This is a genomic window from Pseudoalteromonas sp. SG44-8 (assembly GCF_014164125.1).
Taxonomy (GTDB): domain Bacteria; phylum Pseudomonadota; class Gammaproteobacteria; order Enterobacterales; family Alteromonadaceae; genus Pseudoalteromonas; species Pseudoalteromonas rhizosphaerae.
In genome coordinates this window covers 1-23,079 of sequence record NZ_JACJEQ010000007.1, presented here as the reverse complement: position 1 = coordinate 23,079, position 23,079 = coordinate 1, and the positions used below count along the sequence as shown (strand labels likewise).

Below are 23,079 nucleotides of genomic sequence, written 5' to 3'. Positions count from 1 at the left end.
CAGCAAGGCAAATAATATGAATGAGCGTAAGTTGAAAACAGCTACTAAGGCAAAACCGACATTAGCGACAAAAGTCGGCATTAAAGCCACGCGCAAGTTAAAAGCGCGCAGTCATTCGCAGCAACGAGTGTGGTTTGGCTTAGGAATGATGGGGTTAATTGGCTGGTCAGTCGCGATACCTACCTTAGTGGGAGCAAGTATCGGAGTCTATGTTGATGGTCATTATCCCAGTGAAAGATCTTGGACACTAGCCTTGTTAGTCGCAGGTTTGGCACTTGGTTGTTTTAATGCATGGCATTGGATAGAGAAAGAAGATCTGGCAATAGGTGAAGAGCACAAAGTCACCGCAGAGAAGGAACATAATGATGAGTGATACAGTGAACTTAATGCTGATCTGGTGCTTAGGTTTAGCACTGGGTGGTTTTTTTTTCGTAGGTCTTTGGTGGACGGTACAAAAAAGTATCCGTTCAGCGCATCCGGCGTGGTGGTTATTAAGCAGTTTACTGGTGCGTATGACAGTAACTATCGCAGGCTTTTACTTAGTTGTAAGTCATGAAATAGCTAATGCGTCATTGCTACGTTTACTGATCTGTTTGTTTGGATTTATTTGCGCAAGACTTATCACAGCCCGCGTGGTTGCGAAAATGACAGCTAGATTGGATACACCAGTACAGCAAGTAGCCGTTATTGAGCAGCTTAATCCACATGAAGGATCGCAACATGCACCTTAGTCCCGATGTAGTGATTTATTGGCAGCTTGGCTTTGTGAAAATTAATGCAACCATTGCTTTTACATGGGCACTGATGCTGCTGTTGACCCTTGGCTCTATGCTGATCACTCGAAATATATCAACTAACTTGCAACGTTCGCGCTGGCAAAATTTTTTAGAAATTATAGTCACGGGGATTGAAACGCAAATAGAAGAAGTTGGTTTGCAACAGGCGAAAAAATACCTCTATTTTCTTGGTACCTTATTTTTATTTTTGGTTAGTGCAAGTATCTTCACTATTGTTCCCGGCTATGAGCCGCCCACAGCGTCACTATCAACGACAGCGGCACTGGCACTTAGTGTATTTATCGCGGTGCCAATGTTTGGCATTGCACAGCAGGGCGTTGTTAACTATCTCAAATCTTATATGGCGCCGACTATGATTATGTTGCCATTTAATATCATTAGTGAATTGTCACGCACATTGGCATTGGCTGTGCGCTTGTTTGGCAACATGATGAGTGGTGCGATGATTATTGGTATTTTGTTGACCATCACCCCTTTTATTTTCCCTATCGTGATGACGGCACTAGGGCTACTAACTGGCATAGTGCAAGCCTATATTTTTACTATTCTTGCAGCCGTCTATATTGCGGCCGCAACACAAACTCGCCAACCGGATCACAGATCAGACAGCAAGTGAATGCCACAATAATGAACATCAATTAATCTTAACATTACATTTTTGCTTACTTTAACAATGAAAGATTTTGGAGATCACATGGACAGTATGACAATGATTGCAATCGCCTCGATAATTATTTCGGGCATCACTACCAGTATTGGGTGTATAGGTCCGGCTCTTGGCGAAGGACGTGCAGTAGCTGCTGCACTGAGTGCCTTAGCTCAACAGCCTGATGCTTCAACGACCATCACGCGCACTTTGTTTGTTGGTCTGGCGATGGTTGAATCCACAGCGATTTATTGTTTTGTGGTATCGATGATCTTACTTTTTGCAAACCCGTTTTGGAATTATGCCATCGCGCAAGCCACAGGATTGTAAGCCATGTTAATTGACTGGTTCACTGTAGCAGCACAGGCTGTTAATTTTTTGATCTTGGTATGGTTGTTAAAACGTTATCTTTACCAACCTATTTTGCATGCTATTGACGACCGTGAGCAACGCATTGCCGATGAGCTCGATGTTGCTGCGGCTAAACAGCAACAGGCCAGCGCTGAGCGAGCTATATTTGAAGATAAAAATAACCAATTTGCTCAAGAGCGTGACACGTTATTACAGCAAGCAAAAGATGATGCTGATGCAAAACGACAGCAGTTACTGGCTCTGGCACAACAAGACGTTGCTGCATTACATGATAAACATCAAGCAATAATCGCCGCAGATGCTAAACATCTGACCAATATACTGAGGCGTAAAACCAGTGATGAAGTATTTGCTATCACCCGCAAAACCTTACACGACCTTGCAAGCGCAAGTTTAGAGCAGCAAGTCACTCAGGTATTTATAGCGCAATTAAGTGAGTTGCAGCCAGCGGCAAAAACGACGCTAGTAAAAGCACTCAAAGACAGCAAAAAACCGGCATTATTAACGAGTGCATTTGAGTTGCCTGATACAGAGCGCGCTGCTATTGATAAAGCGATTAAAGCAACATTTGGCGCTGACATTGACTTAGAGTTTGCCACCTCAGCAGAGCTTATTAGTGGTATTGAATTGAGTACTAATGGCCAAAAATTAGGCTGGAATATTGCTGACTACCTGCAGTCGCTTGAACAAGACGTTGTGGCGCTGCTAAAACAAAATGGCAAAGCTGTTGAGCAGGGAGCAGCTGACAACAAAACCAAGCGCAGTAGTGATAATAAACCAAACGATGAGCTGCCTGAACAAGAGCAAGATAAAGGCAAAGTACTTACTAGCAAACCCATTACTAACATTGAAAACCACCATGAGTGATGCAACTAATACAACTAATACAACTAATAGCAGCCAATCTTCGGCTTTAATTCGCCAAGCAACAACAGCCTATCATAGCGAAACACTCGATAATATTTTCGACAGCTCATTCGCCCTAATCGAAAAAGCTCGTAAGGCATTTTCGCCTCAAATGAAATCGTATGAGGTGGGTATAATTACCAATATTGCAACCGGTATTGCCAAAGTATCAGGATTACCCAGTGCCGGTTTTGAAGAGATGTTGATCTTTGCTGGCAATGTGCGAGGTATCGTGTTCAATGTCGATATAGATGAGTTAGGCGTGGTATTACTTGGCGATTACGCACATTTACAAGCTGGTGATGAGGTTCGACGCAGCGGTCATGTTATGGATATCGCTGTGGGTAATGAGTTATTGGGGCGCGTTATTAATCCTCTTGGTCAGGTGCTAGATGATGGGTTGCCTATTCAAGCCACGCAGCATTTACCAATCGAACGAACGGCAACGGCGATAATGGATCGCGCTGCGGTGACAGTGCCGTTACAAACGGGGTTGATTGTTATTGATGCCTTGATCCCAATAGGACGAGGGCAACGGGAGCTTATTCTGGGTGATCGACAGACCGGAAAAACCGCGATTGCTATTGACACTATTCTCAATCAACACGATAAAAATGTGCTCTGTGTTTATTGCGCAATAGGGCAGCGGGCTTCGAGTGTGGCAAAGGCTGTGGCGACATTACGTGAACAAGGCGCAATGGCTTATACTGTGGTGGTGGTTACCGAAGGCAATGAACCGGCGGGCTTACAGTACATTGCCCCTTATGCAGCGATGAGTATCGCGGAATATTATATGCAACAGGGGCAAGATGTACTGATTGTTTTTGATGATTTAACCAAACATGCGCGCGCATACCGTGAACTGTCGTTGCTGCTTCGTCGTCCACCTGGGCGTGAAGCATTTCCTGGCGACATTTTTTATATTCACTCACGTTTACTTGAGCGCGCCACTCAATTAAATAAAGCACTTGGCGGTGGCTCACTTACTGCACTGCCTATCATTGAAACAGAAGCACAAAATATCTCAGCTTACATACCCACCAACTTAATTTCGATCACCGATGGGCAAATATATTTATCCCCATCGTTATTTGAATTGGGTGTTTTACCCGCTGTTGATGTTGGTAAATCTGTTTCGCGTGTTGGCGGCAAAGCTCAACTGGCAGCGTTTCGGGCTGTAGCGGGTGACCTAAAATTGACTTATGCACAATTTGAAGAGCTAGAAACATTTGCTCGCTTTGGTGCGCGTTTAGATCAAGATACCGCAAAATCAATTGAACATGGCCGCCGTATTCGCGCCAGTTTACGCCAGCCAGAATCATCTCCGCTTCCAGTCGCTGAACAAATCATATTATTACTTGCTTTGACTTCGGGCCTATTTGATACCATTGCATTAGCAAAAATGAGCGCAGCAAAAAATGCTTTACGAGGTATTATCAATCGTTTGCCTGCTGAATTATCAACGCGATTAGCAACCTCAGGATCATTAAGTGACGAGGATCATCAAAATATCATTGCCCTATCAAAACAAGCGCTGGCGAGTATTGAAGATAGTAATGCGCCATTGCTGGCTGACGGCTCTGAACAACCATGAGTAATACCGCTGCTAATTTGCGTCATAAAATCGACAGTGCCAGCGATTTAAAAGGAGTTGTGCGGACGATGAAGGCGCTTGCCGCATCGAGTATTAGTCAATACGAAAAATCTGTCAGCTCATTAACTGATTACTATCGAACGGTAGAATTAGGATTAAGCGCTACGATACAGGCGGTTGATGTTAATTTACCTGCAGTGGGTGCAATATCGAACACAGATAAGCAGGGCGATAATATAGTCAGTGCTATTGTGTTTGGCTCCGATCAAGGTTTAGTTGGGCAGTTCAATGAAGATATTGCTGACTTTGCAATTAAAGCACTGGCCGATTTAGGCGCGCAATCTCAGACCACACAACTGCAAGTGTGGGCGGTGGGTGAGCGAGTCTACTCACGACTCGCCGATGCCGGTTTATCTATGGAAAAAAGTTTTACGGTGCCCACGAGCATAAATGAGATCACCGCGTTGGTTGGGCAAATTCAAATTGATAGCGAAACACACCTTGCTAATGCAAGCGCTGCACGTGTTTATGTATTTTATAATCAGATGCAATCGGGCGCTCAATATCAGCCAATATCACAACGATTACTGCCGCTTGATCAAAAATGGCAACGAGAGTTAGCACAAATCCCTTGGCCGACAAAACGATTACCCGAAATTTTAGGTAGTAATGATATGACACTACGGGCATTGATCCGCGAATACATATTTATTTCGCTTTATCGCGCCTGTGCCGAGTCGTTGGCCAGTGAAAATGCTAGCCGGCTTGCGGCGATGCAGCGTGCAGAAAAAAACATAGAAGAATTATTAGACAATCTCGGTAAAGAGTTTCATGTGCTAAGGCAAAGCTCTATTGATGCAGAGCTAAGCGATGTACTGGCAGGTTATGAATTACTTAACTTGAATGCTGATTAAATAATCTATTAAGCCTTGTAACTCAAAATGAAGTTAGAACTAAGATATTTGCGTATTTCGCATCTTAATTTGTTGAGTTATAGAGTAACACGTTTTTTATAGTCAAGGTGATGTAATATTTGTTGATATTTCCAGCATAGTGTAGCCATATTTCAGCTCTTTTAACGATAACTTCTGCTATATTGAAATAAAGAGAGTATATATTGCTAATATTAGTTAGTGATTGTGTGCTCAAATAATAACCTTGCAAGCACAAAAACAACAGATTGCTCTAATTATCTAGTTTTTATCGGGCGATTGATTTATTTTTTGTGCCTTTTGTGAACTTTTATGGCAATAAAGCTAGATAAATTAAAAATATAGTTAACACTTATAACTAATAGGCCGATAATACACATAGTTAAATAATAAGGTAGATCGCATGGCTTCAAGTTTGTCTTTTCAGGACCTAAGCATAAGTAAAAAAATTCACGCTATCACGAGTATTGCTGTTATCGCTTTTGTGGTTATTGTATTAATCAATTATATTTCGATGGTGGACAATCGGGGCTCATTAGACGAACTTGAAAAAACATCTTATCAAGTGGTAAAACTAACATCAGCGAACGTCGGGTTACTTGAAAAATTAGATGAGCTTTATACACAAGCAGTTACATTTGGCGAACAAGATATTGTTGATAAAGCAAAAGAGACGCTGACAGCATTAACTGAGAATCTTGACGCAATAAATAATATTAATAGTACCTACATTGATAGGCAAACACGCACACAGTTAACCGAATACGCTGCTATATCAACAAAAATTGCTAACGATATGATCAGTGGAACTGCTGATTTTAGTAAAATCCAGCAGCAAGCACAATCTAAAACCAATATGTATAACTCGGTGTTGCAAAGTCTTAAAGCTGCTCAGCAACGTGCCGATGCGCGCTTTTTTGAGTTGGTAAAAAATACCAAGTCACGCTCTGATCATGCATTAACGTTAATGCTGGTTGTGTCATCTGTTTCATTGTTATTACTATTATTTATGGCTATTTGGATTGCTCGTGGAATTGCTGCCGCCGCCAGTGATGCGGCTGGCAATTTACGCTTATTAGGTGAGGGGAAAGGCTCTCTTAGCACGCAGCTTACAGTTCGTAGTGAAGATGAAATCGGCCAAGTTGCAATTAACTTCAATACATTTATAGCCTTGTTAAGAGAGTCGGTACTCGAAGTAATGGCGGTGTGTGAACCCTTGATGGAAAACTCAACGCGCTTAGTGCAAGGCATGGAACAAGCAGAAAATGCGACCAGCAAGCAAACCGCAGATGCTGAAATAGTTAAACAGTCGATGGAAGAAATGAAGCAAAGTGTAGGAGACATTTCACATTCGGCAGCAAGTGCCTCACGTGCAGCGCAAACGGCTGAGCAAGAAGTGGAACAAAGCCGTTCACAGATCCGAACATCGGTCACTGAATCTCAGACGTTAAGCGCTGAAATTAATCGTGCCGCTTCGACAATTAACAAGCTAGCGGATGATACAAAAAATGTAACTCAGATACTTAATGTGATCACTTCGATTGCAGAGCAAACCAACTTGTTAGCACTTAATGCTGCTATAGAAGCTGCGCGAGCGGGTGAACAAGGACGTGGTTTCGCTGTGGTTGCTGATGAAGTCAGAGAGTTGGCATCGCGTACGGCTAAATCAACCAATGAAATTCGTGAATTATTAAACACTTTAACCAGTGCTGCAAACGAGTCGGTTAGCGCTATGACATCGGCGCGTGATATGGCCAGTAATAATGCAACAGCTGCAGAAAATACAGGTATTTCAATTGAAAAAATTGCAGAGCAAATGCTTGAAATTAATGGTATGAACTCACAAATTGCAGCAGCCACTGAAGAGCAAACATCAGTTGCGGCAATGGTGGTCGAAAATGTATCTAATATGCATACATCATTCGAAGATACTATGGCTTCGCTTACTGCAGTTCGTGATGTGGCGAAGAACTTACATTACTTGTCTGATAATCTATTGGATGCGACGGCTAAATTTAAAGTCGAATAACCTTGTAGTTATAATAAAAAACGCCTTGTGGTTAGATACCACAAGGCGTTTTTTATTTAAGTTATAACAGCTAGAAAGTTGCGATTACTTTCACTGCATCACTCACTTTACTGCTATCAATATAGCCAATAGCATCGGCATTACTCGAAACAAAGTCGATCACCGCTTGGTCATTATCTAGTTTTTCTGGCGGTGTACCTTTACCAGTAAAAACCAATTTTGACCAATAGGCATTAAGTTGGCTACTTGATTTACCAACCACTTTGTCATTGAATTCATCAGCAATACTGTTGCCGTTTTGATTTACTGGATTTACTTTCACACCATCCGCGAATGACTTGCTTTTGCCAAGGTAGATTTTTTTGATTTCATCTTGGTCTATCGCGTTGGCATTACCTGTATTTACGATCACAGTAACGCCTGCAAACGCACTAAATGAACAGGCAGACATAAGACCCGCTAAAATTAGTTTTTTCATAACCATCCCCTTAAAAAACCAAATCAACAGCAACGGCAATAACATCCGTTTCAGTATCTGAGATATCATCATTAAAACGGCTAAAATCAACTTTTAGTGCCGCAGATGGGTGAAAGTCGTAACGAGTTCCGATAGTGTATACATTACTTTGTGCACGAACACCATCGAGTGCCTGATTAATCCCATTATTGAGAGGAGGCACTTGGGTTACTTGATCAAAGCGAGATTTGTCATGTTTGTCGTCATTATCTTCATAGGTAAAATGAACGATCCACTCATCCATACGATAACCAATCGACGCATAATATTGTGATTGTTTTGCTAAGATACTTTTTTCAACTTCAAACTGTGTATATTCGGCATCAAATAATATGTTGTTATAGTCAATCGAAAAACCCACACCAATAAATGTACCGTCATCTTCATTTATAGCAATATCATCAGCTTGAGTTATTAGGCCGTTGTCGCGCAGTAATTGTTCAAGGCCATTAATAGCTTGTCCGCCAGCTTCACCATTGCTTAAATCAATAGAGGTTTCAGCAACTAAGTAAGCAGCGCGAACACTAAACCAATCATACGATAGAGTCCAGTTAACCCCTGCGATGTCGTTTAGTTTGGCTTCATCATTGTTTGTAACTGCTGCAATGTCACCATCAAAGCCACCATAAATGACTTGTAAGGTTGAATCCCAATCTCCTATTTGTGAAGTGTGCAGTAGGCTCAAGCCTTCATAGGTAGAAAATGGAATACTATAAACAGACTGCGGTGGTCTTACCCAGCGATAAGCATAGCCAACATCTAAGAAGTCAGAGTAGCGATAAAAAGGCACACGCATTTTACCCGCACTGAGTTGCAGCTCATCGGTAAATTCGTATGTTAAATAAGCCCATTCAAATTCGGCATCAAAGCTATTGTTACCACGGGCTACAATTTGTGCAGTTGCACTGAGCTTATCTTGTAAATCAGCCGATAATTGTAAAGCAAAAACGCTTTCATTTTTAAATGAAATGTCGTTGTCGTACCCGTATCGAGTTGTATTATCATCCAATGTTTTGCCACCAACAATAGAGGCAAAACCATTAATACGCACTTCTGCAAATGAGCTTGCCGATGCGCATACAGCACATAAAGCAATTGCGAGAGGAAGTTTTTTCATTGTGTATCCTAAGTTTTTAGTATGTTGATTTCAGCTAGAGTATAGGAGTAAATATGTGAATTATCGACAATTTAACAGTATCATTTTGATTTTATATATGTATTTTTTAAAATGAGGTAAGTGTGGTAGGTAACTTGAAAACAACCCGTACGATCAGCCGAGCTGATCTAATTATATTGCGAATGTAGGCTGCCCTAATAGCAGCCTAATCAGATAAAATAGGTGTTAACATCAACTCTGACGAGAAATTCAGTAATGCAGCGAACTATAAAAATAGCAGTTTAAAGTGCAGGGGGTTAGTTATTACTTTCTTTGTCATGTTCTTCACGTGCGGCTTGTAATTCTTCAACGAGCTGTTGGGCTTTTTGCTTGGTTTTTTCGGTTAACTCGCCTGCTGCTTCTTTACTTTCAAGCCAGGCATCTAAAGCCACCTCTTTGCCATCATCATACATATCAAGGCCAAGTTTTTTACTTTCTTGCAGTAGCTCATCAAGTGATTCACCTTTAAATTGATTGCTGGTTTCTTTTACTTCATCCCATGCATCATTAAGTGCTTTTTTAACCTCAGCTTTTGCTTCAGCCGCTTCTTTTTTTGCTTCGCTGGCGTCTTCGCAACCGGTTAGTGCTACACAGCCGAATAAAACTAAACTTGCTAATTTGTTCATATTTGTTCCTTTGTATAATAATTATGTCCCGAGGAATATTTCCTCTGGTACAGTATTGATGGCAATCTTAAAACAAGCAATATACAGGCTAGAAAATGAATATACCTCGAACAGCACGACTTAATTTTAAATTAATGGATGAAAATGACAGTGCGCTACTGTTTGAACTCGATAACGACCCACAGGTTATGGAGTACCTTACTCGTGGCAAGACGACGACCATGAGCACCATCAAAGACGTTTTTATTCCGCGCATGCAAGCCTACCGCAATCCACAACAGGGCTGGGGGCTTTGGCAAGTTAACCTTAATGATAATGACAGCTTTATTGGTTGGATATTAATTCGGCCAATGGGGTTTTTTACTGCAGAGCCTGATTTTAGTGATATTGAAATTGGCTGGCGTTTTAAACGCACAAGTTGGGGTAAAGGTTACGCCAGTGAAGCCGCGCAAGCCGTTGCCGATGTGATCACCGCCAATGCTGAGATCAAGGCACTTAGCGCCACTGCACTAAAAGACAATAACGGCTCGATTAAAGTGATGGAAAAGCTGGGTCTGCAGTTTATTGAACACTATACCCATAGCGACGAGTTCGGCGAGTTACCAGCCGTGTTATATCGAAAATTTGTGTAAAGCTGTTTATTGTAGTTTGACCCTTGTTAACTGAATGTGTATTAATGGGGTTAATAAAATAATCAAAAAATAAAATCAACAAGGAATTAAATATGTTTGCAGGTGTAAAACATTTACTGATTTTTAGTGTCATTGTAATGCAGTTACATATAACTGCATTGGCAGCTAGTGGCAAAACAGCCCAAGCAGCAGTAGCTATGCCCGATAGTTACAGTAGTGACGTAGCAAAAGCCATTTTGGAGCAGGGCGGTAACGCGGTTGATGCAGCCATTGCTGCGCAGTTTGTATTAGCCGTAACTTTGCCTGAAGCGGGAAACATTGGCGGTGGTGGTTTTATGCTGATCCAAAAAGACGGGCAAGGCGACTTTATAGATTACCGCGAAACAGCTCCAATTGCCGCCTATCGCGATATGTATTTGGATGACAAAGGTAATGTGGTTGCAAATAAATCGATATACGGCATTCACGCCAGTGGGGTACCCGGTAGTGTGGCTGGTATGTGGCTTGCTCATCAAAAACACGGCACACTTGATTGGAAAACCCTTGTTGAGCCTGCAGTAAAGTTAGCCGAGCAGGGTTTTATTGTTCACCCGAAATTAGCCAGCAGTATTGAGCGCTACATTGCCCGCATGGCTAAAAAAGACGTAACAATTAACTTTGCTGATTATTTTGCCAGCGCTAAAGCTAATCAAAACTTTAAGCAACCTGAGCTTGCAGCCACGTTAAAACGTATTCGCGAGCAAGGTAAGGCAGGATTTTATGAAGGAGAAACTGCTAAAATCATTGCCGATTTTATGGCTGAACATGGCGGGATCATTACGCAAGCGGATTTAAAAGCCTATCAAGCAAAATCACGTACCCCGATGAAAGCCGCTTGGAACGGTTACCAAGTACTCACATCACCACCACCAAGCTCCGGCGGTATTGCAATAATACAATGGTTAAAAATGTACGAGCTGACTAAACCCAAAGCAGGGCTTGAGCACAACTCCACAGCATATATTCATTTATTAGCAGAAATTGGCAAACGCGTATTTGCTGATAGAGCAGAGTACTTAGGTGATCCAGACTTTTTTGACGTGCCAAAGAGCGAATTAATCGCCATGGATTATCTTAAAAAGCGCAGTAGCAGCATCACACTCGATAAAATATCGACGACTGAAAACATTAAACCAGGGTTATATGAAAGCGAACAAACCACGCATTTTTCTATAGTTGATAAATGGGGTAATGCAGTATCGAATACCACCACCATTAATTTAGGTTATGGCAGTGGTGTAGTCGTTGCTGGCGCGGGCTTTTTGCTTAACGATGAAATGGATGACTTTAGTGCCAAACCAGGGGTGATGAATGTATTTGGCGCGCTCGGTGGTAAAGCCAATGAAATCCAGCCGCATAAGCGTATGCTTAGTTCAATGACGCCAACTATCTTACTCAAAGGCAATAAAGTTAAAATGGTTACCGGCTCACCTGGCGGCACCACCATAATAAGCTCGGTGTACGAATCTATTTTAAACGCGGTTGAATTTAATATGAGCGCCGATGAAGTGGTAAATAGCCCGCGTTTTCATCATCAACTTTGGCCTAAAAATGTCATACGTCATCATGCAGGGTTAGATGCAAACGTTGTTAAAGCACTAGAGAAAATGGGCTACACCTTAGACGAGCGCCATTTTGGTGATATGCATGTTATCATCGAACGTGATGGCAAACTAGATGCCGGCTCAGAAGCGTCAGGGCGCGGTAAGGCGATGGTGTTTTGATTGCAGCTTTAAGCGGTAAGTCATAAGTTGTAAGATTGCTTGGTGATAAATCAAGCGATTGTAGTTGGGGTGAGGGTAACGAAGCCCAATTACAAAAAGGTTTTAGGAGCTAGGTAACTAGGTGTTAGGGGAGTGACTCGTAGGCGCGAGTTTACCTCGCGCAGTACGCAGTTTAATGAAATTGGGTGTAAACGAACGACTCGCCGTAGCATGTGGTATCACCAGCACCAAAAGTAGGCGTTTGGAAGCGAAGACCCTTGTCGAAGCTCAAAAACAAAAGGAATTAACATTGCGCTGAGCAATAACTATTTAGCTTCACAAGGTTTAGTGTCATTGAAAGATATTTGGATCAATATTGATAACGGGAGATGAACCGCCTATAGCACTTCCTGTTAATGAAAAGTGCATGATGGGTAGTGTGGAGGGAGGTTAGAGACCTCCAGTTACCCGATTAGGTGTACTTTTATAACTAGCTTTAAGGTCATTTATTTCTTTTGAACAGTATTTGGAAGCTATTTTATATAATTCTCTGAATTCTTTTTGCTCGTTATCATTTGTGCCTAATTCAAGAGTAATATTTTCAATTACGCTAGTGATTAAAGATAATTCATCGTGTTCTTGATTTATAATTTTTTTGCTGGGAATATTCCTTAAACACTCAGAAACGCCCAAAAATAAATCAATCTCCTTTTTCACAGCAATATCGTTATTAGATTGTACAAAGAAAGAGATACTCGAAATGAGAAACAATATCCATATTTTCATGTGAACTCCTTGTACGGCTAACGCTTTGCCAAGAGGCAAATGCGAACGTTGTTGGGCTTTGCCCAGAGAGTATTTGTCCCAGCCGCGCTTTTTGCGGCGAACCTTGGCGGCTTGTTAGTTTTCGATACTTTCATACGTCCCAAGCCAGTCTGTGTGTTCTGGGTATTTAAGTTTATAAGCATTTATCTCAGCTTTAGAAGAGTATTTAAAATACAAACCGAAATAATCAGCTAAATAATCCTCACCGTTCCCCATTCGCCAAAATATATCAGTTGGATGACGATTAGGATATTTAATCCAGGGAGGTTTAGGTGGAGTATGCTTTAACTCATTATCATAACGATCCTTAAGCATTTTATCCCAAGTGGCTTTATGCTCAATATACTTGTTCCATTGTTCATCAGTAGTACCATCAGGTTTATCACTTGCCAATATTGCCACCGATACAAAAATTAAATTTAAAAATAATATGCGATATATAATCATAGAAAACTAGACATAATGACTCCCACACGGTGTTAGCCTCCGCTTTTCGTGGGTTAGCTTAATTCAAAGCCAAAGCCATAATTAGTTTGTCAATTAACTAAACAGCAGAGGCTAACATGAATAAACATAGCATACTTTTTATCGGACTTGATACACATAAAGAATTCAATGAAGTCGCCTATATTGAAGAACATAGAGGTGCACAACCTGTTCACCTTGGTCGAGTTTCGTCTTCCAAAATTGCCGTTCAAAAGCTTGTTCGTCAGTTTGAATCTAAATACCCTGGCGCAACGCTACACTTTGTTTATGAAGCAGGCCCTTGTGGTTATTGGATTTACAGATTAATCACAAGCCTTGGCCATTGCTGTTATGTGGTTGCCCCGTCTCTTATTCCTAAAAAACCAGGCGAGAAGATTAAAACCGATAAACGTGATGCCCTTAAGCTCGCTAAATTACTTAAATCTGAAGATTTAACACCTATCTATGTTCCCGAGCCTGAAGATGAAGCTGTACGTGATTTATCTCGCGCACGCGAAGTAGCCATGAAAGATTTAAAAGATGCTAAATATCAATTAAAAGCACTGCTGCTTCGTAATAATATTAATTACAAAGGCACTGCAAATTGGTCACAAAAACATTTACGTTGGCTCACTGAGCTTGTGCTTCCACACCCAGCACAGCACATCGTCTTACAAGAGTTTTTACAAACAATTACCGAGCAAATAAGCCGACTTGAACGATTAGATAATGAACTTACACATCACGTCCATCAATGGCGTTATTATCCCGTTGTTAAAGCAATACAAGCAATGCGAGGTGTTCGTTTGTTGGTCGCCACCGGTGTTGTTGCTGAGCTTGGCGATTTAACGCGCTTCGATCATCCCCGTAAATTAATGAGTTATCTCGGTCTTGTACCCAGTGAACACTCGAGTGGTGGCAAACGCCATATTGGCGCTATCACAAAATGCGGAAATGGCCGAGCAAGACGCCTCCTTGTTGAAGGCGCGCACACTTATCGCTATGCAGCAAATATATCGACAGATATGCAAAAACGACAAGAAGGTTTATCAAAGGACATTATTGATATTGCGTGGAAAGCACAACTTAGGCTCTGCAAGCGCTATAAAAAAATGATAGCCAAAGGGAAACACTACAACCTGGTTGTCACTGCAATTGCCCGAGAAATGATTGCGTACATATGGGCCATTGCTAAAGAAGTGGTGCTTACGCCAGTGAATACAAAACTTAGATTGGCAAGAGTACCCGCATGATAAACGAATTAGAGTTAATGCATGGGATCAAGCATCGGGTGTGGCACAACCACCGACGGCGTTGCCTACATGGATGTAGGTAAGGGGCGTGAGCAGGACGCGGAAGCTTTAGGATGGCAATGCAGCTAACGCTGCATTGAACCACGAACATAGACTGAAGACAGGTGCCACGACGAAATAAGTAAGGTCTGCTCTGTTACTAGAAATAGTAATAACCAACGAATATCAGCAAGATAACCGACGAAATTACTTGCTTCATCCTATGTATTAACTCGCTCTAATTCGAGCTGAAGTAATTATGGCTTAAAAAGTTAGGCAAGGATCTGTGTGTTTAACTTGACAGTGGGAGTCATACCAACGTTGCCAACAGGGGCGCGCTATAAGCGCGTCCCTAGCCTGCTTGGCCTTGTTATAGCGCATTGCGAACCAACTCCTTTATCTTAAAGGTTAGCTCTTTTGACTCTAAACTCATGGGCAGCTCAGTTAAGGCCTGATGCTTTATCGTTGCAACAACAGGGAACCCAGGCACATTGTTCTGTAGAAGGCGAAACAGCCGAGGGAGAAAAGGGTAGGACTCCACATATTTTGTGACTTTATAGACCCCAGGCTCGATCGGCTGAAAATCTAGACGATGAATGTCCGAACCAAGAATGACGGAATATTCGTAATTGAGAGCGTCATAGTGGGTATCATGAGCAAGCCTGACACCGAGCTCCTTGCCCACCCTCTCAAATGGAACTCGATTCTCTTGATTTCTCTCAATCATGCCCATTCTGAGCCCTATAACGCCTTGCATTTGCGGCGGTTTGTAGCGAGGTACGAGCGGAAAACCGTCCAAACCACGCAGTGGTTTACGCAACATGCATTTGTTATGTGATTCTATCCAATATACCAACAAATGCATCATCTGCTTTTTTCGAAACAAGCTCAAATGGTGATCTTCTATGGTATTTTGCAAACCAGAACACCGTTAAATACAGCATCAAACCAATAGCAATGTTTGGCCATGCATTAAGTTCCCATTGGAACTGCCAATTCAAATTTATAGAATCTGAGAACGGTTCAAAATAAGAAATAGGCCACTGTTACCCATCAGGCCCTTTAGAACCAATTAGGTCACAAATTAAATGTAAGTGGAATAAAAGGAATGCCATACCAGCAACTTTAAATTTATTCACAGTAGCAACTAAATATGCTGTAACTGTCACTAGTAAGAAAAATCCTAAATTATGAAGAGAATGATGAAACTCACCCCATAAATTTGAACTGTACCCTAGCATTCTTAAGATTGGATCGACTAGCAACCCAAACCCATCTATATCAGGAGCAATTCCAGAAGCAGTAATTATACGACGCTCCCTAACATTGCCAGCAATTAGATTAGATGAAAGCCAACTCATTAATATATGACTAGTAGGACTAATTATTAACACTCCAATCGCATAACGCCAACAGCAAGCGCGCCGCTTTTTGGCGTCGCCTTGACTGTTTTTGTTATGTTTTTTTACTAAGTTCACTTATAAATTCTTTCGGATTAGTTACGAACTTAGCCGCATTTGATTTTTTAATGGCATTTTTTAACTCAAACTCATTAGCCTCAGCCACTGAGCTAAGTTCCGGAAAGAAAAGAGAACAGTTGAGGGCTTTGGCTGCTTTAACCACTTTGATTATAATTTCATTTAAATTCTGATTCAGATCTAAACGAATGTGTATACCATCAATTGCTTCATTCTCGACCCAAACTTGAATGTCGTGCTCTTTTTCATTACCCCAAGTCAGTAATTCTTTATGCCATGACTTTGATGGAGAAAGAATTTCACCAAGCACAGTTTTAAACTCTGAATCAGGCTGCCTATCTTTCCAAGCACACTCGGTATCGTAACCTTCTTCATCGTAAAGTGCAGATGAACTATAGCTATTTTCTTCTACCCAAGAGGCTGGAATTAATACTACTGAAAATTGCCAAGTAGCCATGACTCTCCTGAAACATAACGCCCGGCTAACCGCGCAAATGTTTGATGCCGGCTTTTATGCGTTTCTTTGCATAAAAGGTTACAGCGAATATTTGTCCGTTTGAGCCGCTGGTTATGCTTCATTGATTTTGCTAAGCCCCGTAACTTTTGTGACCACACCTTTTGCAACTTTTTTCGGCCCTTCCATGCTGAAAAATTTAGTCCCCACTGAAATTCGAACAGAATGAAACTCCATCATTTCCTTGGCCACGATATGCATTCTAGCTTTCAGTTTACCGGAACGCCGGTATCAATAGAATCACCGTTTTCGTCAATGAACTCTGGCCAAATCATAAACATTCGGCCTTCGGGGTTATTCTCTGCATAAGTTAAATCCCATCTTATACCATTTTTTGGTGGAGTTTTTCGTCCACCTTCTTGTTCGGTAAAAATGGTAATTTCCGCTTCAAAAGCGTCAGGATGATCGTAAAGTTTATTCATAATTTTTGTGCATAACAGCTTATTCAAAGGATCTAAACCCACAAGTTGCAGAGAGAAAATCCTTTGAGTTTTTTAATACTTTCAGTCTAACTCTGTATCTAAATGTAAATCAAGGGATTTATATTTGTTGTTTTTTTGTTGTTGTAAAATACAAGAAATAATCCCGCGAGTTGTTGAAAAAATCCAAATACAACGACTGTTTATATATGGCTATGTTGTAGTTAAGTGTGGCTAGGCGATAATTCATTTTATAAAGCCTCTTTTATCCATGTTTGATCTGAGAACTCCGTGTTATCTTCCATGGTTCTAAACCAAATCAGATAATTCTCAATATAGTCAGTACCTAATTCGTGTGAATCGCAATGTGGACAATGAGATATTGTTTCTTCATGGTCAGCAATGGCTTGACCCAGTTGGTTATTAGCAATATTAGATTCAAATTCATGACGGAGTTTTTTAGTTGGGAGTAGTTTAAGTTAATAACGTGACGTAATACATTTTGAAACTGCTTTGAAGCCATACAGCATCTGCCATTGTTGGGTTTCAGTACATTAAGTATAGTTCACCAACACCGAAAGGTAACATAGCCCATTTTGGACACCTGTAATACAACCAAATACCAACGTTAAATATGAGCACTCCGATTAATGCACCATAAAAAGGATTTAGAAACTCAATATCAAAATATTGAAGAGTAAAGCCACTTGAAAAGCATACAATAGTTAATAGCAATATGAGATAAAACCGTTTTTTTACTGATTTAAATTGCTTCGATACATCATCCATAATTGAGTGTTGCTCCAGTTAAATTAACGCTGCCGTTGGCGGTAAAATGAGAGTGGCTAAATCGCGAGGAACAAGCGAAGCAAGTTACCACGCTACTTTATTACTTTGTTTTATTGTATCAACAGCACCGATAAAGTTTTGTGCTATTCATATTCGCTGAATACTTGGTGTACCCTTGCTGGTGTTATTTTATTAAAGTCATCTTGGTAGTAGTCCTTCGCATACTCAATAAAATATTCTGGAGTTATAGTGATTGCAGGGAGCAGCCAATTAGCTCCGTTATCTTCATTGTTTTGGAAATTAACAGTTCCTTGTCGCCATGACCCTGAGTTGGAAGTACGCCAAAAACAAAAGGTCACATGAGCTATTTCGAAGAAATCGTTATCTAAAACGCCGAGCAGTTCTTCAGGAGCCCCTTCATACATCCCTGGCCAAATTCTAAACTCTTCTTGAGCATGAGGACTAACTTCTGATTCATGATCGAAGCCTTTAATTAAAATAGCATCACCTTTTATGACAATGACGATTTCATCACCACCACCATTTTCATATGAAGCAACGTCTATCCCTGGCGCCCAATTAGCTTTGTAAGAAAAGCACCTTAGGTATTCGTCTTCACAAAGCTCTATATCCAAAGCTGCACTAGCTTTTAGAGCAGAGACTAGTTTTTTATTGGGTAGATTATCTAATATCATTTAAGCTCTCTTTGTGTGGGTAGACAATTTTATCTCCAATGTTTTTCTTTGTATTACAATACATTGATCATAAATTAAGAAAGTACAGATATGCAATTAGGTCATCAAGTCTCTGCTTTTTATAGGCAAGCCGGCGGCTCATCACCCTCCGGCAATTTTTACTTTGAATTTAAGTGCTTCTAGGATGGCTTTGAGTTTTTCGCGGTCGTCGCCTTGTACTTCAATGATGCCGTCTTTTACCGCGCCGCCTTGGCCCATTTTACTTTTAATGGTTTTGGCGAGTTTTTTTAAATCGTGTTGCTCGCTGTCAATACCAGTTACCAACATAACACCTTTACCTTTACGGCCTTTGGTTTGGCGTTCGATGCGCAGGGCGCCGTCTTTAAATACTTTACTAGCCACTTCTGTGCTTGGTTTTGGTTGGCTGATACGGCCTGTTTCGGTTGAATAAACGAGATTACTATCACTCATGCTTAACCTGCATTTAAAAAGTTAAATAAACAATGGCCTAGATAATATCAAATCTAAAACAAATTTGTGCATAGGGTGTTTTATTTTTGGTGATTTATCATTAACAAGTTATATTTAATACTAATTAAGAATGGATAATCTGAGCAGGAGTTAACTAATGGGTCTAAGTAAGAGTGCATCAGCAGATGGTGCTACACTGACTATTCAAATTAAAGGGAAGTTCGACTTTAATTTAGTGCAGTCATTTCGACAGTCGTATTCCGATATCAATGAAAAAACCGCTAAGGTCGTAATTGACTTGCGAGAAACAGATTACATGGATAGCTCCGCCCTTGGTATGTTACTGAATATGAAAAAGACCTTGGGTACCTCAGTTGATGCAATTCAAATCAGTAATTGTCAGCCGCAACTGAAAAAAATCCTGCAAATATCACGTTTTGATAAAAAGTTTGATATTGATTAATGCATATTCTCGTTGTTGATGATCAGCCACTTAATTGTACGCTTTTGAAAGTAATGCTGGTGCAACAAAATTACGAGGTATCAACTGCCGCTAACGGTGTTGAAGCATTAGCAATATTAGCACAGCAAAGCATTGATATTGTGCTACTCGATGTAATAATGCCAGTAATGGATGGCTATGAAACAGCGACAAAAATTAAGCTGTTATACAACGATGTTCACCTACCAATTATTTTTATAACCTCTTTGGAAGATCAAAACAGTTTTGAACGTTGTTTAGAGGTCGGTGGTGATGACTTTATTCATAAACCGTTTGATAAAGTAATTTTAACCGCGAAAATAAAAGCTCATAGCCGCACCCGCAAGCTGAGTTTAAAAACCCACGAACAAAATAAATTATTAGAATATCATTACAATCAAACCGAGCGCGAGCACGAAATCGTTGAGCATATTTTTAATAATGCCTTAGAAAACCAACATAAGTTTACCAACAACATTGATTTTCATCTTTCACCGGCTTCTATGTTTAATGGTGATATGTGTTTGGTTGGGCAAAGTCCAATTGGTAGTTTGTATTGTATGCTGGGGGATTTTACCGGCCATGGCTTAGCGGCAGCGGTAGGGGCATTGCCGGCGTCGAAAGTGTTTTACACTATGGTTAATAAAGGCATGGCGGTCAGTGATATTGCCGCAGAAGTTAATGCCGTATTAGTACAATTATTGCCCGGGCATATGTTTTGTGCCGCGACAATTATTGAGTTAAGTAGCTCCGGGAAAAGTGTTTCTGCTTGGCTTGGTGGCTTGCCTGACGCTTATTTAATTGATCAACAAGGAAGCGTATTAAAAACCTTAGAGTCACAGCACATGGCTTTAGGGATTTTAGAAGGCGATGAATTTGAGCGTGAATTAATTCATTTTGAAGTCGATAGCAGTATGCGTTTGGCACTGGCCACCGACGGTATTATAGAAACTACCAATGCAGACGATGAATTTTTTTCAGAGCAACGCTTTATAAAGGCACTTGCAAGCAAGCCCCAAGTCAGCTGTAAAGATGTGATCAATCAAGTGACCAAGTTTGCTCATGGCAGTAAACAACAGGACGACCTTAGTTTAGTGCTTTTTAACTGTATGGCGGTTCCTGCTGCGGCTGAAGAGCAAGCCGCTTACTCTCGATTACCGTTCAATTTTTCTTTAACGCTTAATTCACAGCAAATAAAACAAACCGATCCAGTGCTTGAAATCGTCGAAGTGATCACCCAAGTTGGCGGGCTAAAAGAGCACCGCTCTGATATTTTTTTACTGCTCTCTGAGGCATATAATAATGCACTTGATCACGGTGTATTAGGGCTCGATTCAGCGATTAAAAATAAAGAGGATGGTTTTATTGAGTATTATCAACTTCGAGAGGCAACATTAGCCAAACTCGTTGATGCATTGATCATTGTAGATATACGTTATTGTCCTGATACATTGAGCCTTTATTTTACAATTTGCGATTCAGGCAATGGTTTTGCAAACACCGACAGTAATGCTAACAGTAATAATCGCGAGCACGGTCGTGGGCTATCTATATTAGAAGAAATAGCAGAGCAGGTGACTTATAACTCATCGGGTAATCAAATTGAAATGTGTTATCGATTAGCGCAGCAACAAAGCTAGTCGTGGTTGATTAGCCATGCTATGATTCGTTTTTTAGATGTTTGGATGGCTAAATGGTTTCTTCTTATTTATCTCTTGCGCAGTTAGATGTGCCTGCTCAGTTAGTCTCTACTGAGCTTACTAAGCTCGAAAGCTATTTATCAAATCAGTCGCATCCTGAGGTACGCTGGCAATATCAAATACCAGAACTGGGTGAAGGCGGGGCGTGCAGTTTATTTGGCTATTTACAAGATGAGCCGTTTAAACTCACTGATTTTTTACCGCAAGATCAGCACACCACGCAAAAGCTTGCTCAATTACAACTAATTGTTGATTACGTTGTAGCGCAAACTAAGGTTGATTGGTACGGCATTTACCAAAGTACAGCAACACCTGAGGGTCAGCAATTACTTAAACTGACTTACTTTGGCGCGCCAAGCCGACCGCTTTTTCCGCTTACTGAAGCATTTGCTGCTGGTAGTAATAATGTGCAGGTGGCACTGAGTAGTAAAGGGCGAGTGATCAACAACGTTGAGCAGTATTTGGCTGCGGGTGGTGAATATTATACCTGTGACCCTAAAGTAAAATCAGAAGCCTGTTTACCGCTTTTTGACAGTGCAAATCGCTGCGTTGGTATTGTTGATGGCGAAGCCTTTAATAACGATTTTTTCAACCAGCAAACATTAGCGCTATTAATTGCGTGCTGTATTAAAATTCCTCACTTTTTAGTGTAAATAACACTAGTCAATCTAGTGAGCTTTTATGTTAAGCTAAGTGCAACAGCTAACCCCTAAATAATGAAAGAGATAGTCAATGTTCTCAGTATTAAAACCATTACCCACTGATCCTATTCTTGGCCTTATGGCGGCCTATAAGCAAGATACTAACCCAAATAAGATTGACTTAGGGGTTGGTGTTTATAAAGACGAATTCGGTAATACGCCGGTATTAAAAGCAGTTAAAAAAGCTGAAGCGTTTCGTCTTGAAAACGAAACTAGCAAATCATACATTGGTTTGGCGGGTAACTTAGATTACTGCCAAAAAATGGAAAACCTATTATTAGGTGAGCACCAAGCGTTATTAGCTAATCGTGTTCGTACAGCACAAGCTCCTGGCGGTACAGGTGCACTGCGAGTTGCAGCTGAATTTATAGTTCGCTGTAATCCAGGTGCGACAGTATGGGTTACTAATCCTACTTGGGCAAACCACATTAGCTTGTTTGAAGCCGCTGGCCTAACAGTTAAAGAATACCCGTACTACGATTATGAAAACAAAGACTTATTATTTGATGAAATGATCGAAACCCTTACCCAAGTGCCAAAAGGTGATGTGGTATTACTGCACGCATGTTGTCATAACCCAAGTGGTATGGACTTAAACGAAGCACAGTGGAACACGGTTGCTGAACTGGCAAAAGATGTTGGCTTTACACCGCTGGTTGATATTGCATACCAAGGTTTTGGTTCAAGCCTTGAAGAAGATGCAAATGGTTTACGTATTTTAGCCAATGCAGTTGATGAGTTAATCATTTGTTCTTCATGTTCGAAAAACTTTGGTTTATACCGCGAGCGTATTGGTGCATGTTCAATTATTGCTAAAGACAGTGCAACAGCAGACATTTCAAACTCTGTTATGTTAAGTGTGGTACGTAGCATTTATTCAATGCCACCTGCGCACGGTGCTGACATTGTAAATACCATTTTAAGCAGTACAGAACTGACACAACAATGGCACAGTGAACTTGATGAAATGCGTAACCGTATCAATGGCCTACGTACTTTGATCAAAGACAGTCTAGCGGCAAAAGAGATTGCTCAAGACTTCTCATTTATTGACCGTCAACACGGTATGTTTTCTTTCTTAGGTATTAATAAAGAACAAATTGAGCGCCTGCAAAAAGAATACGGTATCTACATTGTTGGTTCAAGCCGCGTTAACGTAGCGGGTATCAGTCAAGCTAATATCGATTACTTTGCAAATGCTGTTGCAGATGTTTGTAAATAATCTTATTTAAATAGCATTTATTGAAATAAAAAACCGCACTAACTTATTGTTGTGCGGTTTTATTTTTTAACCTAGAAC

General features: G+C 40.8%; 26 protein-coding genes. 15 read left to right on the top strand and 11 right to left on the bottom strand.

From position 1 onward, the window contains the following. Positions 1–16: 16 nt before the first annotated feature. From H5163_RS07795 to H5163_RS07760, 8 genes are all read left to right on the top strand, one after another. Positions 17–373, top strand: a complete 357-nt coding sequence (locus tag H5163_RS07795; protein WP_182731038.1) for an AtpZ/AtpI family protein — start codon at positions 17–19, stop codon at positions 371–373. Next, positions 363–731, top strand: a complete 369-nt coding sequence (locus H5163_RS07790; protein ID WP_220494558.1) for an ATP synthase subunit I — start codon at positions 363–365, stop codon at positions 729–731. The genes H5163_RS07795 and H5163_RS07790 overlap by 11 nt, the downstream gene beginning before the upstream one ends. Next, entirely contained in the window at positions 721–1,413 is a 693-nt protein-coding gene (locus tag H5163_RS07785) for a F0F1 ATP synthase subunit A (RefSeq protein WP_182734894.1), read from the top strand. The genes H5163_RS07790 and H5163_RS07785 overlap by 11 nt, the downstream gene beginning before the upstream one ends. Before the next feature lie 78 nt (positions 1,414–1,491). Next, entirely contained in the window at positions 1,492–1,773 is a 282-nt protein-coding gene (locus H5163_RS07780; protein ID WP_145242870.1) for a F0F1 ATP synthase subunit C, read from the top strand. A gap of 3 nt (positions 1,774–1,776) precedes the next feature. Next, the gene (locus H5163_RS07775) at positions 1,777–2,682 is read left to right on the top strand and encodes a F0F1 ATP synthase subunit B (protein ID WP_182734893.1); all 906 of its coding nucleotides are present in this window, start codon (positions 1,777–1,779) and stop codon (positions 2,680–2,682) included. Next, positions 2,675–4,315, top strand: coding sequence for an alternate F1F0 ATPase, F1 subunit alpha (locus H5163_RS07770; protein WP_182734892.1), 1,641 nt, complete (start codon positions 2,675–2,677; stop codon positions 4,313–4,315). Before H5163_RS07775 ends, H5163_RS07770 begins: the two co-directional genes overlap by 8 nt. Next, positions 4,312–5,229 (top strand): F0F1 ATP synthase subunit gamma, encoded by a 918-nt coding sequence (locus tag H5163_RS07765; protein WP_182731042.1) that lies wholly within the window; start codon positions 4,312–4,314, stop codon positions 5,227–5,229. The genes H5163_RS07770 and H5163_RS07765 overlap by 4 nt, the downstream gene beginning before the upstream one ends. 421 nt (positions 5,230–5,650) lie before the next feature. Continuing rightward, complete coding sequence (locus tag H5163_RS07760) at positions 5,651–7,276, top strand: methyl-accepting chemotaxis protein (RefSeq protein ID WP_182731043.1); 1,626 nt, start codon at positions 5,651–5,653, stop codon at positions 7,274–7,276. A 70-nt stretch (positions 7,277–7,346) separates the two neighbouring features. On the opposite strand, the gene H5163_RS07755 is transcribed toward H5163_RS07760, so the two are convergent. From H5163_RS07755 to H5163_RS07745, 3 genes are all read right to left on the bottom strand, one after another. Continuing rightward, positions 7,347–7,754 carry a phosphate ABC transporter substrate-binding protein gene (locus tag H5163_RS07755; RefSeq protein WP_145242880.1) on the bottom strand — a complete coding sequence of 136 codons (408 nt, stop codon included), beginning with the start codon at positions 7,752–7,754 and terminating at the stop codon, positions 7,347–7,349. 10 nt (positions 7,755–7,764) lie between these two features. Next, positions 7,765–8,910 (bottom strand): porin, encoded by a 1,146-nt coding sequence (locus tag H5163_RS07750; protein WP_182734891.1) that lies wholly within the window; start codon positions 8,908–8,910, stop codon positions 7,765–7,767. A 296-nt stretch (positions 8,911–9,206) separates the two neighbouring features. Continuing rightward, positions 9,207–9,575 carry a hypothetical protein gene (locus tag H5163_RS07745; RefSeq protein WP_182734890.1) on the bottom strand — a complete coding sequence of 123 codons (369 nt, stop codon included), beginning with the start codon at positions 9,573–9,575 and terminating at the stop codon, positions 9,207–9,209. Positions 9,576–9,670: 95 nt separating this feature from the next. Between H5163_RS07745 and H5163_RS07740 the strand changes: the two genes are divergently transcribed. Next, entirely contained in the window at positions 9,671–10,207 is a 537-nt protein-coding gene (locus H5163_RS07740) for a GNAT family N-acetyltransferase (protein WP_145242886.1), read from the top strand. A gap of 92 nt (positions 10,208–10,299) precedes the next feature. Continuing rightward, a complete protein-coding gene (ggt, locus tag H5163_RS07735) occupies positions 10,300–11,970 on the top strand; it encodes a gamma-glutamyltransferase (RefSeq protein ID WP_182734889.1) in 1,671 nt (556 codons plus the stop codon). A 429-nt stretch (positions 11,971–12,399) separates the two neighbouring features. On the opposite strand, the gene H5163_RS07730 is transcribed toward ggt, so the two are convergent. Both H5163_RS07730 and H5163_RS07725 read right to left on the bottom strand, forming a co-directional pair. Then, on the bottom strand, positions 12,400–12,735 hold the full coding sequence (locus H5163_RS07730; protein ID WP_182734888.1) for a hypothetical protein: 336 nt from the start codon (positions 12,733–12,735) through the stop codon (positions 12,400–12,402). Between the two features lie 114 nt (positions 12,736–12,849). Next, a complete protein-coding gene (locus H5163_RS07725; RefSeq protein WP_310736642.1) occupies positions 12,850–13,176 on the bottom strand; it encodes a hypothetical protein in 327 nt (108 codons plus the stop codon). A 161-nt stretch (positions 13,177–13,337) separates the two neighbouring features. On the opposite strand from H5163_RS07725, the gene H5163_RS07720 reads away from it, so the two are divergent. Then, positions 13,338–14,492 carry an IS110 family transposase gene (locus H5163_RS07720; protein ID WP_182734884.1) on the top strand — a complete coding sequence of 385 codons (1,155 nt, stop codon included), beginning with the start codon at positions 13,338–13,340 and terminating at the stop codon, positions 14,490–14,492. 409 nt (positions 14,493–14,901) lie between these two features. On the opposite strand, the gene H5163_RS07715 is transcribed toward H5163_RS07720, so the two are convergent. The 6 genes from H5163_RS07715 to H5163_RS07690 form a co-directional block, all read right to left on the bottom strand. Further along, complete coding sequence (locus tag H5163_RS07715; RefSeq protein ID WP_182734882.1) at positions 14,902–15,450, bottom strand: hypothetical protein; 549 nt, start codon at positions 15,448–15,450, stop codon at positions 14,902–14,904. A gap of 127 nt (positions 15,451–15,577) precedes the next feature. Beyond that, entirely contained in the window at positions 15,578–16,009 is a 432-nt protein-coding gene (locus H5163_RS07710; RefSeq protein WP_182734880.1) for a hypothetical protein, read from the bottom strand. After that, on the bottom strand, positions 15,987–16,466 hold the full coding sequence (locus H5163_RS07705; RefSeq protein WP_182734878.1) for a hypothetical protein: 480 nt from the start codon (positions 16,464–16,466) through the stop codon (positions 15,987–15,989). Before H5163_RS07705 ends, H5163_RS07710 begins: the two co-directional genes overlap by 23 nt. Before the next feature lie 266 nt (positions 16,467–16,732). Next, positions 16,733–16,945, bottom strand: a complete 213-nt coding sequence (locus tag H5163_RS07700) for a hypothetical protein (RefSeq protein WP_182734876.1) — start codon at positions 16,943–16,945, stop codon at positions 16,733–16,735. A gap of 929 nt (positions 16,946–17,874) precedes the next feature. After that, the gene (locus tag H5163_RS07695) at positions 17,875–18,426 is read right to left on the bottom strand and encodes a hypothetical protein (RefSeq protein ID WP_182734874.1); all 552 of its coding nucleotides are present in this window, start codon (positions 18,424–18,426) and stop codon (positions 17,875–17,877) included. Between the two features lie 141 nt (positions 18,427–18,567). Beyond that, positions 18,568–18,897 (bottom strand): stress response translation initiation inhibitor YciH, encoded by a 330-nt coding sequence (locus H5163_RS07690; protein WP_145240330.1) that lies wholly within the window; start codon positions 18,895–18,897, stop codon positions 18,568–18,570. A 157-nt stretch (positions 18,898–19,054) separates the two neighbouring features. Here H5163_RS07690 and H5163_RS07685 point away from each other — a divergent pair, with 157 nt between their 5' ends. The 4 genes from H5163_RS07685 (at position 19,055) to H5163_RS07670 (ending at position 23,001) form a co-directional block, all read left to right on the top strand. Further along, positions 19,055–19,360, top strand: a complete 306-nt coding sequence (locus H5163_RS07685) for an STAS domain-containing protein (protein ID WP_145240332.1) — start codon at positions 19,055–19,057, stop codon at positions 19,358–19,360. Continuing rightward, a complete protein-coding gene (locus H5163_RS07680) occupies positions 19,360–21,018 on the top strand; it encodes a fused response regulator/phosphatase (protein WP_182734873.1) in 1,659 nt (552 codons plus the stop codon). Before H5163_RS07685 ends, H5163_RS07680 begins: the two co-directional genes overlap by 1 nt. 53 nt (positions 21,019–21,071) lie before the next feature. Then, complete coding sequence (locus H5163_RS07675; protein WP_182734871.1) at positions 21,072–21,731, top strand: histidine kinase; 660 nt, start codon at positions 21,072–21,074, stop codon at positions 21,729–21,731. 79 nt (positions 21,732–21,810) lie between these two features. Beyond that, complete coding sequence (locus H5163_RS07670) at positions 21,811–23,001, top strand: amino acid aminotransferase (RefSeq protein WP_149983417.1); 1,191 nt, start codon at positions 21,811–21,813, stop codon at positions 22,999–23,001. Positions 23,002–23,079: the final 78 nt, after the last annotated feature.